Raw genomic sequence first — 14,205 nt, forward strand, 5'->3', positions numbered from 1 at the left:
GAGATCAAAGTCGCGCGCGGGAATCAGGCTTAAGCTATTGTTAAGAGGTCGCTGCGCCTAGGTCCGGCGGCTCTTGGATGCCCTGTCACAGGGCAATGGTATCGGTCTTTCCGTCCTGTTCGCGCGTTTCCTGGAAAGGCCGATACCCTATTCCTCCCACTTTTTCGGAAAAACGTCTTGCGGATTGCGCCAATTCATTCGCGCATTGTGCCAATCCGGTGGGACTTGTGCCATAGTGTGGCGTCGTATTGTCGGTCAGGGGACCATTGATGCAAAAGCAGCCACGTTATCCAATTCAGAAGATGTCGATGCAGATGTTTGATTTGTTGGGTCTGCCCACCGAGAGAATCCTCCGACGGGCGGGTATGCCGTCCGATTTCGTGCAACAGGATCCCCGCGGCATCACTGCGGCGCAGTTTTATGCGGTTTGGGACGCCATAGAAGAAGAAGCGTACGGCCGCGACATTCCGATGCGCATGGCGCGCGCGCTTGCCAAGGGACCGTTTGCGCCGGCGCTATTTGCGTTTTCCTGTAGCCCCAACATCGCTGTCGGCCTAGAGCGGTTGGCGGTGTTCAAGCCATTGGTCGCGCCGATCCGGTTGGGGATTACCCAAACCAAAACTGAGGTGAAACTGGACTTTGCCACCTCCGATCCGGCATTTGTCATGCCGGACATCATGATTGCCTTTGAGTTGGTCTACTTCCTTGAAATCTGTCGCAATTTCACGGGTGTGGACATTGTGCCTGTAGGCGTTGAGATGCCGCATTTGCGGGTGGATCAGGGCGATTATGATCGGTTTTTTGGGCGGCGTGCGGCTGATGGCGGCGGCCCCAGCCTAACCCTTTCGCGAGAAGACGCGTATCGACCGCTTATCTCGGAAAACGCCGAGCTTTGGGCCGGGTTTGAACGGGAATTGACCAAGCAGTTGGCCGAGCAAAAGCGCAACACGCCGATGGCGCTGCGGGTGCGCAACGCGCTTTTGGAGCTTTTGCCAGCGGGGCAGGCATCGGTGGACGCAGTCTGTGCGCGATTGCTGACAAGTCGTCGCAGCCTACAGCGCCATTTGAGCGCCGAAGGCGAAACGTTTCAGAACGTTTTGGATGCGACGCGGTCGGATTTGTCGATGGTCTATTTGCGGCGCGGCGACATGAGTGTCGAGGAGATCTCTTATTTGTTGGCCTATCGCGACCCGAACAGTTTTTACCGTGCGTTCCACAGTTGGACCGGATTAACACCCAGTCAGGCGCGGCTGGAGGAGGCCTGAAAAACCAAGGCCTTGCTAAAAGTTGACTCAGAGATGTGTGATTTGACACAGGTCAAAGCTACAAAGTGCTAAGATGGGCGAAATACCGCTTAGATTTCATTGCCATGAGTGAGTGATTCCGTGACCACGCCCCCCGAGCCTTCGCTGTATGCGGCCCGCGAGCCGATTTTCCCCAAACGTGTGAAAGGCAGCTTTCGGAGCCTGAAGTGGTACATCATGGCGTTCGCCTTGGGGGTCTATTACCTGATGCCGTTGTTGCGTTGGGACAGAGGCCCCAGCCTGCCGGATCAGGCGGTTTTGATCGACCTTGGAAGCCGGCGGTTTTTCTTTTTCATGATCGAGATTTGGCCGCACGAATTTTACTTCGTAGCGGGTTTGTTGATCATGGCGGGGCTTGGGTTGTTCCTGTTTACCTCGGCAGCGGGGCGGGTGTGGTGCGGCTATGCCTGCCCTCAGACGGTCTGGACCGACTTGTTTATTCTGGTGGAGCGCTGGATCGAGGGTGACCGCAACGCGCGCCTGCGTCTGCATCGCCAGAAAAAGCTCGATTTCCGCAAAGTGCGCCTGCGGGTGACCAAGTGGATTTCGTGGCTTTTGATCGGGCTCGCGACCGGCGGGGCTTGGGTGTTTTATTTTGCGGATGCGCCTACGTTGGCCGTGGATCTGGTGACCGGTCAAGCGCATCCGGCGGCCTATACCACTATGGCGATCTTGACGCTTACGACCTTTTTCTTTGGTGGTTTTGCGCGCGAACAGATTTGTATCTATGCCTGCCCGTGGCCGCGCATTCAGGCCGCGATGATGGACGAGGATACGCTGACCATCGGGTATCGCGAGTGGCGCGGGGAGCCACGCAAAGCGCGCGGCGTTGACGAGGACACTCAAGGCGATTGTATCAACTGCATGGCGTGCGTGAACGTGTGCCCTGTGGGCATCGATATTCGCGATGGACAGCAGATGGAGTGCATCACCTGCGGATTGTGCATTGATGCGTGTGACGACATCATGGACAAGATCGGCAAGCCGCGCGGGTTGGTTGATTATCTGGCTCTGTCAGATGAACCTCGGGAGCGCGATGGCGGCGCCCCGCGTCCGGCCTGGCAGCACATTCTGCGGCCCCGGACGATCCTTTACACAACGCTTTGGTCCGTGGTGGGCATCGCGCTTGTGGTGGCTTTGTTCATGCGGTCAGACATTGAGTTGACGGTGGCGCCGGTGCGTAACCCGACCTTTGTGACTCTGTCGGATGGGTCAATCCGCAATACATATGAGGTGCGCTTGCGCAACAAACATGGCGAGGACCGCCCGTTCCGGATTACAGTAAAAGGCGATTTGACCTTGCGGATTGATCTGGAAGGCACGGCATATGAGACAGTCACGGTGCCAGCGGACCAGATGCTGAACCAGCGGGTCTACGTGATCGCGCCCAAAGGCTCGGAACCGGCAGCCGGCGATTTGACGCCGTTCCGGTTCTGGATTGAGGACATCAGCAACGGAGATCGTGTACACAAGGATACGGTCTTTAACGGAAGGGGCACAAGATGAGCGAACGTAAGTTCACCGGCCGCCATGCCTTGATGATTTTTGTCGGGGCGTTTGGCATCATTATCGCGGTTAATTTGGCGCTGGCCTACAACGCGGTGGCAACGTTTCCGGGGCTGGAAGTGAAAAACTCCTATGTGGCGAGCCAAGAGTTCAACACAAAGAAAGCCGCGCAGGAGACATTGGGATGGACCGTCGACGCGCGCGCCAAAGGCGGGCTTTTGATCCTGTCGATCACCGATGCGGACGGCAAGCCGGTGCAAGTCAGCGCGCTGGATGCGGTGCTTGGTCGGGCGACCCATGTCCAAGACGATACACGTCCGGATTTTCAGTTTGATGGCACTGCTTATGTGGCGCGTGAAGAGCTGGAGCCCGGCAACTGGAACATCCGTATGAAAGCGACGGCGCTGGATGGTACGGCGTTTGAACAACGTGTGGTGCTGCGGGTTCAGAAAGGCTGAGTATGACAGCAGCGCTGCGTCCCTCGATTTCTGCCTGTCCGGCCTGTGATGCAGCCCCTGCGGCGGCGGCTTTGGCTGAGGCTGCGCCGCTGCCGGACGCACGGATTGCTTTATCGGTGCCCTCGGTGCACTGCGCGGCGTGCATTTCCACAGTAGAGACCGCGTTGGCGAAACATCCGGGCGTGAAATCGGCGCGGGTGAACCTGACGTTGAAGCGGGCTTCGGTCGAGGCGGACGCGGAAATCACCGCAGCCGATTTGACCAAAGTTCTGGAAAGCGTCGGCTATGAAGCGCATGAACTGGACGCTGGCACGCTAAGCGCAACGGAAAATGACAAAGCGGGGCGCGATTTGTTGATGCGGCTGGCGGTGGCCGGATTTGCGTCGATGAACGTGATGTTGTTGTCGATTTCGGTCTGGTCCGGGGCCGAGGCAGCGACGCGTGATTTGTTCCATTGGATTTCTGCAGCGATTGCTCTGCCCACGATCCTGTTCTCCGGCAAGCCGTTTTATGTCCATGCGTGGGCTGCGCTGAAACACAAACGTCTGAATATGGACGTGCCAATCGTGTTGGCGATTGTGTTGGCGGTGGTGACCTCGCTTTGGGAGACGTCGCTGTCGGGCGAGCACGCCTATTTTGACGCGGCTTTGGCGTTGGTATTTTTCCTTTTGGCGGGGCGGTATCTGGATCACCGTACGCGCGCGGTGGCGCGATCTGCGGCTGAAGAGTTGGCCGCGCTTGAAGTGCCGCGCGCCACACGGATTGCCGGCGGCGCCGAAGAGACCGTTCAGGTGAGCGCACTGGCCGTGGGGGATCTGGTGCTGGTGCGCCCAGGTGGGCGGATGCCCGTGGATGGAGAGATCATCGAAGGGCGCAGCGAGCTGGATCGGTCGCTGCTAACGGGCGAAACCCTGCCTGTGTTTGCGGAACCCGGCCTTGGCGTCAGCGCGGGTGAGGTCAATCTGACAGGACCGTTGGTGGTGCGCGCAACCGCCGTGGGCGAAAAGACAAGTTTGCACCGCATGGCCGATCTGGTGGCCGTAGCCGAAAGTGGGCGGTCCAACTACACCACGCTCGCCGATAAGGCGGCGAAGCTTTATGCGCCGGGGGTTCACATTCTGTCGGCGTTGAGCTTTCTGGGCTGGTATCTTTTCACCTTCGATTTGCGCACGGCGCTGAATATTGCGGCCGCGGTTTTGATCATCACGTGTCCCTGCGCACTGGGGCTTGCTGTGCCTGCCGTGACTACAGCGGCTTCGGGGCGCCTGTTTCGTAAGGGCATGTTGATCAAACATGCCACCGCGCTTGAGCGCTTGGCGCAAGTTGACACGGTGGTTTTTGACAAGACCGGAACCTTGACGGCCGGGACGCCGGAGCTGACAAATGCGGATGCGTTTTCGAAAGAGGAAATGAGCGTTGCACTGGCGTTGGCGATGGGATCCTCCCACCCGCTGAGCCAAGCGATTGCAAAGGCCGGGCAAGCGGCGGACATTCGGCCCGCGCGGCTGAGCGAAATCGAAGAGGTTCCGGGGTACGGCACACAAGGGCGGCTGGATGGCACGCTTGCGCGGCTGGGTCGGGCCAATTGGGTTGGTGCAGAGGCACGCGAGCAAACTTCGGCACATCTGCTGATCGGGGATAGCCCTGCCAAGGCGTTCCTGTTTGCGGATGCGTTGCGGGCTGGGGCCGAAGAGGCCGTGAGCGCGCTGAAGGAAAGCGGGCGCGAGGTCGTGCTGATCTCCGGTGACACGACTGGCGCTGTTGAAACGTTGGCGAACCGGTTGGGTATTGCCCGTTGGGTGGCGGAAGCCTTGCCAGAAGACAAAGCCCGTCGGGTGCAAGTGATGACAGACAATGGCCAACACGTTTTGATGGTGGGCGATGGCCTGAATGATACGGCGGCACTGGCGGCAGCGCATGTGTCGATCTCGCCTGCGTCGGCGCTGGATGCTGCTCGGGTGGCGTCCGATATCGTCTTGCTGGGAGGGGATCTGTCACCCATTCCCGATGCCCTGAGTACATCTAAATCTGCGATCAAACGTATCCGCGAAAATTTCCGTATCGCGACGGTTTATAACATCGTTGCGGTGCCGCTGGCGGTGGCCGGATTGGCGACACCGTTGATTGCTGCCTTGGCGATGTCGCTGTCGTCAATTACAGTCTCGCTGAACGCGCTGCGCTTGAGGTGATCCCATGCAGATCCTTGCTTATCTGATTCCGATATCGCTCTTTTTAGGGGGCGTGGGCCTTGTGGCCTTTGTCTATACCGTGCGTTCGGACCAATACAGCGACCCCGACGGCGACGCGCAGCGTATCCTGTCAGGGCAGTACGACGACAAACCTAAGACGTGAAATGACCGCACCGACATCCATGCGACGGCGGAGACAGTCAGAGGTGATCGCAGCTGTGGCTAATTAAGATGGACCGAGCGTGTAGCAGGTGATCTGGCGCGCTTGCAGACGTCGACAGGCGAGGTCTGCGGTTTCTTGGGTCATGCCCATAAAGTTGGCCTCAAACCCACGTGAGTTTTTGACAACTTTTCGCAGAGATCCATCCAGCGTCGACATTTCTGCCAGCGCGGTTTTCAGCAACATCTTTTCGGCGGCATAGCGGCTGCCGTAGCGGCCAACGTTAATGCCCCAATGCCGTCCGCCCGAGGTCGAGATACGGGTCACAACCTTGGGTTCAGGGGGGGCTTGTGGCGCAGGCTCAGCCTTGGCCAAAACCACGCCGGAGTCGGTTTGGGCTGCCAGCAACGCGGACTGGATATCATGCTCGATGACTTTGGCTTCGGCCACGATGGTGCCTTGATTGTCGACGGTCACAGGCGCTGTTTTCGGGGCACCAATGCTTCCGGGACGCAGCTTGGGGCGCAAGGATTTTTTGACGGCGGTGGTCACGCGAATGGTTTTCCCAACGCTTTTTGCCGACCCCGTGTAGTTGGGCATACTAGGCTTACGGAGGGCCACTGCGGTACCGGTGCGGGAGAACCCGAGATCCAAAAGCTCTTTGACGCGGGCGTTGCGGGTGGCTGTTGAACGGCCACCAAACACAGTTGCGATCACACGCTTGTTGCCTTTTTTCGCAGAGGCAACAAGGTTGAACCCGGCGGCGTTGGTGTAGCCGGTCTTGATTCCGTCAGCACCAGCATAAGCGTTCAGCAAACGGCGGTTGGTGTTATTCACGGTCGCAATGCCTGCATTAATGGAGCGGCGATTGAACAGATGGTAGTACTCTGGATAGTCGTAAAGCATGTGCCGCCCAAGCGTGGTCATGTCCCGCGCCGTGGATAGGTGTCCGGATTCGGTCAGTCCATGTGCGTTTTTAAACGTCGTGTTGGACATGCCCATTGCTTTGGCTGTGCGATTCATTCGGCGGGCAAACGCGGCCTCGGATCCCTCGATGGCCACACCAATGGCGGTGGCGGCATCATTTGCGGATTTTACCGCTGCTGCACGGATGAGATACCGTAGCGCGATCCGTTGACCAGCTTGCAGCCCAAGCTTGGAGGGCGGCTCGGCTGCGGCGTGTTTGGTGATTTTCACTTTTTTGTCGAGCGAGATCTCACCGTTCTCCACCGCCTCAAAGGCGATGTAGAGCGTCATCATTTTGGTCAAAGAAGCAGGGTGCAGACGGCTGTCGGCGTTGCGTGAGTGCAGCACCTTGCCCGAGCGGGCGTCTACGACCATCGCCGCATAAGGCGCAGCAAAAGACACCATGGGCGTCATGCACATGGTCACCACAAGTAGAAAAACACCTAGCCCTGCACGGGCCGGCCATATACGCCGAACCTTCAAGAGAACTGCCCTTTTTATCTGCCTCAAGCCGCCGGTTTTCCGGTCTGGCCAATTATTATTGACGCGACATTAACACAGGCCACGCTTTGAATAAAGTCCATGTTTCCGAAGATTTGCACGACTGACTTAAGGTATCTAAGGGGTTTTTGACGTCGCTTGGGGCGAGATTTGGGGGCTGCGTGAGGGCAGGCTACTACATATGCGATAACGGGTGGCAAATGGGCTGGTTCAACCAATTTCAGATATTAACGCAGGCAAATCACCTAGTCGTGTGAGCGCGTGAAACCGTGCGCTGTGCGTTGGCGCGTCGTCGGTCTCCAATGCCCAAGCTACGCCATGCGGAACATGCACTGCCCAGCTGCCCACGCTGATGGCTGGCACAATGTCTGAGCGCATGCTGTCACCCACCATCATCGCCCGTGCCGGCCCGTCTCCATGTCTGCAAAAGGCCTTTTGGTAGACGTCCGGCGTCTTGTGGGAGACGATTTCGACCCAGTCGAACAAGTCACCAAGGCCGGATTGTGCCAGCTTGCGTTCCTGATCGAGCAGGTCGCCTTTGGTGATCAGCAGAATTTTATGACTGGATGCCGTGGCCTCGACCACCTCGGCGGCGTCGGGGAGCAGGTCAATCGGATGGCGCAGCATGTCGCGACCGGCGGCCATGAGTTCGCTGATCACGGCGGCGGGGACTTTCTCGTCGGTGACCTCGATGGCGGTTTCGATCATCGAGAGCACAAACCCCTTCACGCCAAAACCGTAGTGGCCGACGTTGCGACGTTCTGCCTCCAGGAGGCGGCGCTCCAGATGTTCGGGGTCTGTAAAATCCCGCAAAAGATCGGCAAAATGCGCCTGCGTCAGGCGAAAGAGTCGCTCTGTGTGCCAGAGCGTATCGTCGGCATCAAATGCGATTGTACTGAGATTTTGGGCCATTGTGAGGGTCCGATGGTGCGTCGCCCCTTTTCTAGCGCGTGGATCAGTCTATATAAACACGAAACGGGAACCGCGAAACTTGCCACAGGTACAAATGTCTAAGTTCAACTTGGTGATGTCCAACGACAAGGACGATGACGGCGACGTAGGTGTCGCCGTTAAAACGCGTGCGAAAACCAAACGCCCGCCGATGTACAAAGTCCTGCTATTGAATGACGATTACACGCCAATGGAATTTGTCGTGCATATACTTGAGCGGTTCTTTGGAATGACACACGCGCAGGCGTTCGAAATAATGCTGACTGTGCACAAAAAAGGTGTGGCAGTTGTTGGCGTCTTTAGTCACGAGGTGGCTGAGACCAAAGTCACGCAGGTGATGGACTTCGCCCAGCGTCATCAGCACCCGCTGCAATGCACCATGGAAAAGGAGTGATCCGCAGGTCGGGTCACAGAAAATCATGTCCACATCCAGATTGACACTTGCTGTGCGAGAGCATGGCCTGACATTGCCGTCCGAAGGGCGGATTGCGGTTTTTGCCCCGCGCCTTGATACGGACCTCAGTGCGATGGATCGCGCCCGGGTAGAAGTCATTCAACCGCTCAAGCCGGACCATGACGGATTTGCGCAAGCGGGATTTGAGACGGTGATCGCAGAAACGGACCGTTATGGCGTTGCAGTGGTGATTTTGCCCCGCGCCAAAGCGCAGGGACGCGATCTGTTGGCCCGCGCTGCGGCCTGCGCTGATTTTGTGATTGTTGACGGACAAAAGACCGACGGGATCGAGAGTTTTCTGAAAGAATGCCGCAAGCGGGCGGATCTCAGCGGGTCGGTGTCCAAGTCGCACGGACGGATTTTCTGGTTCGAGGGCGGCGATTTTGACGATTGGCGCGCGCCAGAAACGCAGGACGCCGGCGAAGGGTTTGTGACCCGCGCCGGAGTGTTTTCCGCAGACGGCGTTGATCCGGCCTCACGGGCTCTGGCAGCGGCGTTGCCGCCAAAGTTGGGCCGGGTGGTGGCGGATCTGGGCGCGGGCTGGGGGTATCTGTCGGCGCAAATCCTGAAGCGGGACGGCGTCGAAGTGCTGCATTTGGTTGAGGCTGACCATGTTGCTTTGGACTGCGCAAGGTTGAACGTGACGGACACACGCGCGCAGTTTCATTGGGATGATGTGCGTGATTTCAAGCCGGGCAGTCGCGTCGACACGGTCGTGATGAACCCGCCGTTTCACACAAGCCGCAGGGCAGAACCCGATCTGGGTGTGCAATTCATTCGCACGGCGGCCAAGGTGTTGGCCCCGTCAGGGCATCTCTGGATGGTGGCCAACCGGCACTTGCCGTACGAGGCGGCGTTGCGGGAAAGCTTTGTTAAAGTGGATGAGGTTGCGGGCGACCGGAGCTTTAAAATCCTGCATGCGCAGAGACCATCTCGCGCTAAACGGTAATTCGGCGTAAGTTCGTGCGGAATCGCGACGGAGCTATGGGGATCGTTCATGTCATTTTCTATTGCTGGTAAGACGGCCATCATCACTGGATCGGCCAACGGCATTGGCCTTGCCATCGGCCGGCACTTTGTCGACCACGGCGCCAATGTGATGTTCGCGGATATGGATGAGAAACGCTTGATTGCGGAACTGGGTGAGCACAGTGACGAAGGCAGTGTGCGGTATTTTGCCGGCGATCTGCGCGAAAAGCTCACGATCAACAACCTGATCTCGGCCACAATAGATGCCTTTGACCAGGTGGACATTTTGATCAATGGCAGCCGGCAAGTGATTGCGTCTGAACCGCTTAATCCGGACGACACCACAGTTGATGCGATGTTGCAGCAGAACCTGATGACCTCGTTGAAGTTGTCGCAGATGGTGGCGCGGCGGATGATTAAGCAGGCTGAAGGGCGCGATGAGGGGCAGGTCGGCTCGATCGTCAACCTCAGTTCCATTGCGGCGCAACGGGCGCATCCCGATCTGTTGGGTTATTCCATTGCGACAGCTGCATTGGATCAGTTGACACGGTCGCTGGCCGTGGCGCTTGCACCGGAGCGCATTCGTGTGAATTCTGTGGCGTTTGGGTCGGTTATGTCGGCCAGCCTGAAGAACACGCTTAAGGAAAACAGTCAGTGTCGGGAAGAGATCGAGGATTGCACGCCTTTGGGCCGCATTGCGGCGCCCACCGAATTGGCGGACGCGGTCCAGTTTTTGGCCTCTGAAGGGTCGGGGTTTATGACAGGTCAGATCGTGACGCTGGATGGAGGCCGGTCGCTGGTTGATCCGGTGTCGACACCGGCGCATTGACGCGGGTGTCTCTCTGATACTGGTCTGACACGGCGGCGCCTGCTAAGCCTTTGGCAAGACCGGAGTGAGGGGCAAAATGACCGACCAAATGGAAGATGAACGCGCACAGGCGAGTGCCTGGTTTCGCAGCTTGCGTGACGAAATTGTTGCGGCTTTCGAAGGGCTTGAAAATAGCCATGCCAAAGGCCCTTTTTCGGAAACACCTGCAGGCCGGTTTGAAGTGACCGAAACAAAGCGCGCGTCCGACGATGGATCAGATGCCGGTGGCGGCCTGATGTCGGTGATGCGCGGCGGGCGTGTTTTCGAAAAAGTCGGCGTGAATGTCTCCACTGTATATGGCGAATTGGGAGAGCGGGCGCAGGCGGCGATGGCCGCGCGCAAAGGCATTCCCGGTATGAAAAATGATCCACGTTTTTGGGCGTCGGGTATCAGCCTCGTGGCGCATATGCAGAACCCGCATTGTCCGGCCGTGCACATGAACACGCGCATGTTCTGGACCCCGCATGCGTGGTGGTTCGGCGGAGGATCGGATTTGAACCCCTGTCTGGAATATGATGCCGATACCGCGCATTTCCATGGCGTCCAGCAGGCGCATTGTGACCGCCACGGTGCGGCGCATTATCCGCGCCTGAAGGCTTGGGCGGATGAGTATTTCTATATCCCGCACCGCAAACGCGCGCGCGGCGTTGGCGGAATCTTCTTGGATGATCATAATAGCGGCGACTGGGAGGCTGATTTCGCCTTCATTCAGGACATTGGCCGCGCCTTTTTGCCCGCCTTTGTCCCTCTGGTGGAAAAACGCCGTGATGCAGATTTTGGCGAGGCTGAGAAGGATGCGCAACTGGTGCATCGCGGGCTCTATGCTGAATACAACCTAGTGTATGACCGGGGCACCAAATTTGGTCTTGAGACCGGACATGATGCCAATGCTGTCCTGATGAGCCTGCCACCATTGGCGAAGTGGGTTTGAAACAAAAAAGGCGGGCTAGGGCCCGCCTTCAATGATTTTAGTTTCTGATTTAGCGCCGTTTTTTGGCCATGCGAATGTCACGGCACAATAGGCCATGCGCCAATTCAATCTCGTCATGGTCGCCGCGGATGGCGGTGATTTCAGCCGCGCTGCCGTTTAAGCGGATACGCAACGCTGCCTGACCCGCGGGCATGTCACTGCGGCGGACATAAATGCTTTTGACCTTGCTTAGATGGATGCGACGCACGGCCTTTTGGCGGTCCTGCCGGTTAAGCGCAGACACCACGACCTCGCCTTTGGTCGGGTCGAAACGGATTTCGCTGCGGTGGCCGCGTACCCCGAAATGGTAGATGGCCATGCCAACCAGTGAAAAGGCGATCGACAACAACGCTTTGGTTGAATCCGCACCACCAGCGAAGCTGATATTGGGTAGAGCCCATTGCACCAGCGCGCCCATCACGAAGGTCAGCCCAACAAAACGCAGAATTGTCTCGCTTCTGCCGGAGTGCTGGAAGCGCCCGTTGGTTTCGCTAAAGCTGTAGCCCGAGTCGACCGGGGCAGCGTTCAATGTGTTCCAGCTGTCGGCACCCAATGTGCCAAGCCGTGTCATTGCGTTCATCAGTCCATCCTCTGTTCACGCGTCGCAGTCAGAATTGCTGCGAAACATGGCCAAATCGTGATGGGATTGGTGCGGAATGAAGGTAATTAACGCCGCGGAAAGGTTAAGAGCGCCAGGCGAAGAACCCTTCACCGGCTTGGGCGAGAAGGTCGCGCGCCATCGCTTCGCCCAATTCGGCGCCGTCCTCTATGGGGGCGGTACGGTCATCGGCGATGCTTTCTGAGCCGTCTGGGCGCAGGACTTCTCCCCGCAAACGCAGGGTCGATCCATCCAACTCGGCAAGGCCCGCGATAGGCGTATCGCAAGACCCGTCCAGCGCGGCAAGGAAGGCGCGTTCTGCAGCGAGGCGCTGACCTGTCGGTGTGTCGTGCAGCGCTTCGAGAAGCGCTGCGGTGGCGCTGTCGTCGGCGCGTCGTTCGATGCCAATCGCACCCTGCGCGACAGCGGGTAGCATATCCTCGGGCTCGATTGCGGAGGCTGCGACGTGCGACATGCCAAGACGGTTCAAACCTGCCATTGCTAGGAACGTACAATCCGCGACGCCGGCAGAAAGTTTTTTCAATCTTGTCTGCACGTTACCACGAAATTCCACTGCGTTCAGGTCGGGGCGGAAATGCAATAATTGCGCACGACGGCGAAGAGACGAGGTGCCCACGGTTGCGCCTTGGGGAAGGTCGGCAAGCTTGGTTACATCAGGTGACACAAACGCATCGCGGGTGTCCTCGCGGGGCAAATAGGTGTCGAGCGAAAGTCCGTCGGGCTGCGCAACGGGCATATCCTTCATCGAGTGTACGGCAATATCAATACCGCCAACCAAAAGCGCTTCTTCGATCTCTTTGGTGAAGAGCCCCTTGCCGCCCAATTCCTTGAGCGGTTTGTCCTTGGCAATCAGCTGCGCATTGTCGCCTGAGGTAGTGATGACCACGATCTCAAACGCGTCGTCAGGCAGATCAAATGCGCCCATCAGACGGCGTCGGGTTTCATAGGCCTGAGCAAGGGCCAGCGGAGAACCTCGGGTGCCGATTTTAAGAGGCGAAGCGGGGGAAGGCTTGGGTAAAGTCATGGGAATTGATCTAATCCTGAGCGGGCGGTCTGGCAAGCGCGGATGGGGTTGAGCAGGGTTTTCCACGTGAGAGCGGACAAAAATGTGGGGTGGCGGGGACAGAGTGTCGCTGTGAAGATGTTTTGATGTGATAGGACATGCAAAAGCCTGCGATTCCTTGATACATGTCAACGAGATGCATTTTTGGCGCACATATGAGGGTGAGCATGACACAAGAAAAAACAATCCTGCGGGCGTTGGCCGGTGAAACCCTTGAAACGCCGCCGATCTGGATGATGCGCCAAGCGGGGCGGTATCTGCCGGAGTATCGGGCGACGCGGGCGCAGGCGGGCGACTTCTTGTCGTTGTGTTATAACCCGCAATTGGCGGCAGAGGTCACATTGCAGCCAATCCGGCGTTATGGCTTTGACGCGTCGATCTTGTTCGCTGATATTTTGCTTTTGCCTCAGGCGCTTGGCGCGGATCTGTGGTTTGTGACGGGCGAAGGTCCGCGGTTGTCTACGATTGAATCTCAGGCTGATTTTGACAAGCTGAATGGTGTCGGTTCCATTCATGAAACGCTCAATCCGATCTATGAAACCGTGCGAATTTTGCGCCGTGAATTGCCCAAAGAAACCACGCTGATTGGCTTTGCCGGTGCGCCTTGGACAGTGGCGACGTATATGGTGGCGGGGCGTGGCACACCGGATCAGGGGCCGGCCCACAAGCTCAAGGACGAGAACCCCGAAGTGTTCGACCAGATTATCGACCGGATCAGCGAAGGCACGGTGGATTATCTGTCTAAACAGATCGAGGCAGGCGCCGAGGTCGTGAAGCTGTTTGACAGCTGGGCGGGCTCGCTCAAGGGGGCTGATTTTGACCGCTATGCGCTTGAACCAACAAAGAAAATCATTGCCGAGCTGAAGGCACGTCATCCGGATGTTCCGGTGATTGCCTTCCCGCGTGGTGCGGGTGAGCGCTATGTCGGGTTTGGCAAGGCGACGGGTGCGGATTGTGTGGCGCTGGACGACGGTGTGACGCCTCAGTGGGCGGCCGCCAACGTGCAGGTTGATGGCTGTGTTCAGGGGAACCTGAAATCCAGCCACATGGTGACTGGTGGACAGGATCTGGTGGATGAGACCCGCAAGATTGTCGAGGCCTTTGGCAAGGGGCCGCATATCTTCAATCTGGGGCATGGCATCACGCCGGATGCCGATCCTGAGAATGTGCAATTGATGATTGATGCGGTGCGTAAGCGTTAACCACGTTTTGCGGCGTCTGTATCGC

The 14,205-nt window shown here is 57.9% G+C and carries 14 protein-coding genes; 10 read left to right on the forward strand and 4 right to left on the reverse strand.

The window, feature by feature from the left end:
* Window positions 1–269 precede the first annotated feature (269 nt).
* The 5 genes from PG871_RS04825 (at window position 270) to ccoS (ending at window position 5,620) form a co-directional block, all read left to right on the forward strand.
* Window positions 270–1,265, forward strand: coding sequence for an AraC family transcriptional regulator (locus PG871_RS04825; RefSeq protein ID WP_270726640.1), 996 nt, complete (start codon window positions 270–272; stop codon window positions 1,263–1,265).
* 108 nt (window positions 1,266–1,373) lie between these two features.
* Window positions 1,374–2,810 (forward strand): cytochrome c oxidase accessory protein CcoG, encoded by a 1,437-nt coding sequence (ccoG, locus tag PG871_RS04830; RefSeq protein WP_270726643.1) that lies wholly within the window; start codon window positions 1,374–1,376, stop codon window positions 2,808–2,810.
* The gene (locus tag PG871_RS04835; RefSeq protein WP_270726645.1) at window positions 2,807–3,268 is read left to right on the forward strand and encodes a FixH family protein; all 462 of its coding nucleotides are present in this window, start codon (window positions 2,807–2,809) and stop codon (window positions 3,266–3,268) included. The genes ccoG and PG871_RS04835 overlap by 4 nt, the downstream gene beginning before the upstream one ends.
* A 2-nt stretch (window positions 3,269–3,270) precedes the next feature.
* Window positions 3,271–5,457, forward strand: coding sequence for a heavy metal translocating P-type ATPase (locus tag PG871_RS04840; protein WP_270726647.1), 2,187 nt, complete (start codon window positions 3,271–3,273; stop codon window positions 5,455–5,457).
* A gap of 4 nt (window positions 5,458–5,461) precedes the next feature.
* Window positions 5,462–5,620 carry a cbb3-type cytochrome oxidase assembly protein CcoS gene (gene ccoS, locus PG871_RS04845; protein ID WP_054003383.1) on the forward strand — a complete coding sequence of 53 codons (159 nt, stop codon included), beginning with the start codon at window positions 5,462–5,464 and terminating at the stop codon, window positions 5,618–5,620.
* A 63-nt stretch (window positions 5,621–5,683) separates the two neighbouring features.
* On the opposite strand, the gene PG871_RS04850 is transcribed toward ccoS, so the two are convergent.
* Both PG871_RS04850 and PG871_RS04855 read right to left on the reverse strand, forming a co-directional pair.
* On the reverse strand, window positions 5,684–7,066 hold the full coding sequence (locus PG871_RS04850; RefSeq protein WP_443020466.1) for a D-alanyl-D-alanine carboxypeptidase family protein: 1,383 nt from the start codon (window positions 7,064–7,066) through the stop codon (window positions 5,684–5,686).
* Window positions 7,067–7,294: 228 nt separating this feature from the next.
* Entirely contained in the window at window positions 7,295–7,996 is a 702-nt protein-coding gene (locus tag PG871_RS04855) for an HAD family hydrolase (RefSeq protein ID WP_270726658.1), read from the reverse strand.
* Between the two features lie 94 nt (window positions 7,997–8,090).
* Between PG871_RS04855 and clpS the strand changes: the two genes are divergently transcribed.
* The 4 genes from clpS (at window position 8,091) to hemF (ending at window position 11,257) form a co-directional block, all read left to right on the forward strand.
* Entirely contained in the window at window positions 8,091–8,429 is a 339-nt protein-coding gene (gene clpS, locus PG871_RS04860; RefSeq protein WP_054003380.1) for an ATP-dependent Clp protease adapter ClpS, read from the forward strand.
* Window positions 8,430–8,454: 25 nt separating this feature from the next.
* The gene (locus PG871_RS04865) at window positions 8,455–9,438 is read left to right on the forward strand and encodes a class I SAM-dependent methyltransferase (protein ID WP_270726663.1); all 984 of its coding nucleotides are present in this window, start codon (window positions 8,455–8,457) and stop codon (window positions 9,436–9,438) included.
* A gap of 48 nt (window positions 9,439–9,486) precedes the next feature.
* The gene (locus PG871_RS04870; protein ID WP_270726665.1) at window positions 9,487–10,287 is read left to right on the forward strand and encodes an SDR family NAD(P)-dependent oxidoreductase; all 801 of its coding nucleotides are present in this window, start codon (window positions 9,487–9,489) and stop codon (window positions 10,285–10,287) included.
* A gap of 76 nt (window positions 10,288–10,363) precedes the next feature.
* Window positions 10,364–11,257, forward strand: coding sequence for an oxygen-dependent coproporphyrinogen oxidase (hemF, locus tag PG871_RS04875; RefSeq protein WP_270726667.1), 894 nt, complete (start codon window positions 10,364–10,366; stop codon window positions 11,255–11,257).
* 49 nt (window positions 11,258–11,306) lie between these two features.
* Here the strand turns inward: hemF and PG871_RS04880 are convergent, their stop codons facing one another.
* Window positions 11,307–11,876 carry a hypothetical protein gene (locus PG871_RS04880; protein ID WP_270726669.1) on the reverse strand — a complete coding sequence of 190 codons (570 nt, stop codon included), beginning with the start codon at window positions 11,874–11,876 and terminating at the stop codon, window positions 11,307–11,309.
* Between the two features lie 103 nt (window positions 11,877–11,979).
* Complete coding sequence (gene hemC, locus PG871_RS04885; RefSeq protein ID WP_270726671.1) at window positions 11,980–12,939, reverse strand: hydroxymethylbilane synthase; 960 nt, start codon at window positions 12,937–12,939, stop codon at window positions 11,980–11,982.
* A gap of 206 nt (window positions 12,940–13,145) precedes the next feature.
* Here hemC and hemE point away from each other — a divergent pair, with 206 nt between their 5' ends.
* Window positions 13,146–14,180 carry a uroporphyrinogen decarboxylase gene (gene hemE, locus PG871_RS04890; RefSeq protein ID WP_270726673.1) on the forward strand — a complete coding sequence of 345 codons (1,035 nt, stop codon included), beginning with the start codon at window positions 13,146–13,148 and terminating at the stop codon, window positions 14,178–14,180.
* The last annotated feature ends 25 nt before the right edge of the window (window positions 14,181–14,205 follow it).

This window comes from Shimia sp. Alg240-R146 (assembly GCF_947331465.1).
Classification (GTDB): Bacteria; Pseudomonadota; Alphaproteobacteria; order Rhodobacterales; family Rhodobacteraceae; genus Shimia.

What these genes read in the sequence shown, in the direction of transcription:
- PG871_RS04825 (WP_270726640.1), top strand. Translation starts at nt 270, where the DNA reads ATGCAAAAGCAGCCACGTTATCCAATTCAGAAGATGTCGATGCAGATG.
- PG871_RS04835 (WP_270726645.1), top strand. Translation starts at nt 2,807, where the DNA reads ATGAGCGAACGTAAGTTCACCGGCCGCCATGCCTTGATGATTTTTGTC.
- PG871_RS04840 (WP_270726647.1), top strand. Translation starts at nt 3,271, where the DNA reads ATGACAGCAGCGCTGCGTCCCTCGATTTCTGCCTGTCCGGCCTGTGAT.
- ccoS (WP_054003383.1), top strand. Translation starts at nt 5,462, where the DNA reads ATGCAGATCCTTGCTTATCTGATTCCGATATCGCTCTTTTTAGGGGGC.
- PG871_RS04855 (WP_270726658.1), bottom strand. Translation starts at nt 7,996, where the DNA reads ATGGCCCAAAATCTCAGTACAATCGCATTTGATGCCGACGATACGCTC.
- clpS (WP_054003380.1), top strand. Translation starts at nt 8,091, where the DNA reads ATGTCTAAGTTCAACTTGGTGATGTCCAACGACAAGGACGATGACGGC.
- PG871_RS04865 (WP_270726663.1), top strand. Translation starts at nt 8,455, where the DNA reads ATGTCCACATCCAGATTGACACTTGCTGTGCGAGAGCATGGCCTGACA.
- PG871_RS04870 (WP_270726665.1), top strand. Translation starts at nt 9,487, where the DNA reads ATGTCATTTTCTATTGCTGGTAAGACGGCCATCATCACTGGATCGGCC.
- hemF (WP_270726667.1), top strand. Translation starts at nt 10,364, where the DNA reads ATGACCGACCAAATGGAAGATGAACGCGCACAGGCGAGTGCCTGGTTT.
- PG871_RS04880 (WP_270726669.1), bottom strand. Translation starts at nt 11,876, where the DNA reads ATGAACGCAATGACACGGCTTGGCACATTGGGTGCCGACAGCTGGAAC.
- hemC (WP_270726671.1), bottom strand. Translation starts at nt 12,939, where the DNA reads ATGACTTTACCCAAGCCTTCCCCCGCTTCGCCTCTTAAAATCGGCACC.
- hemE (WP_270726673.1), top strand. Translation starts at nt 13,146, where the DNA reads ATGACACAAGAAAAAACAATCCTGCGGGCGTTGGCCGGTGAAACCCTT.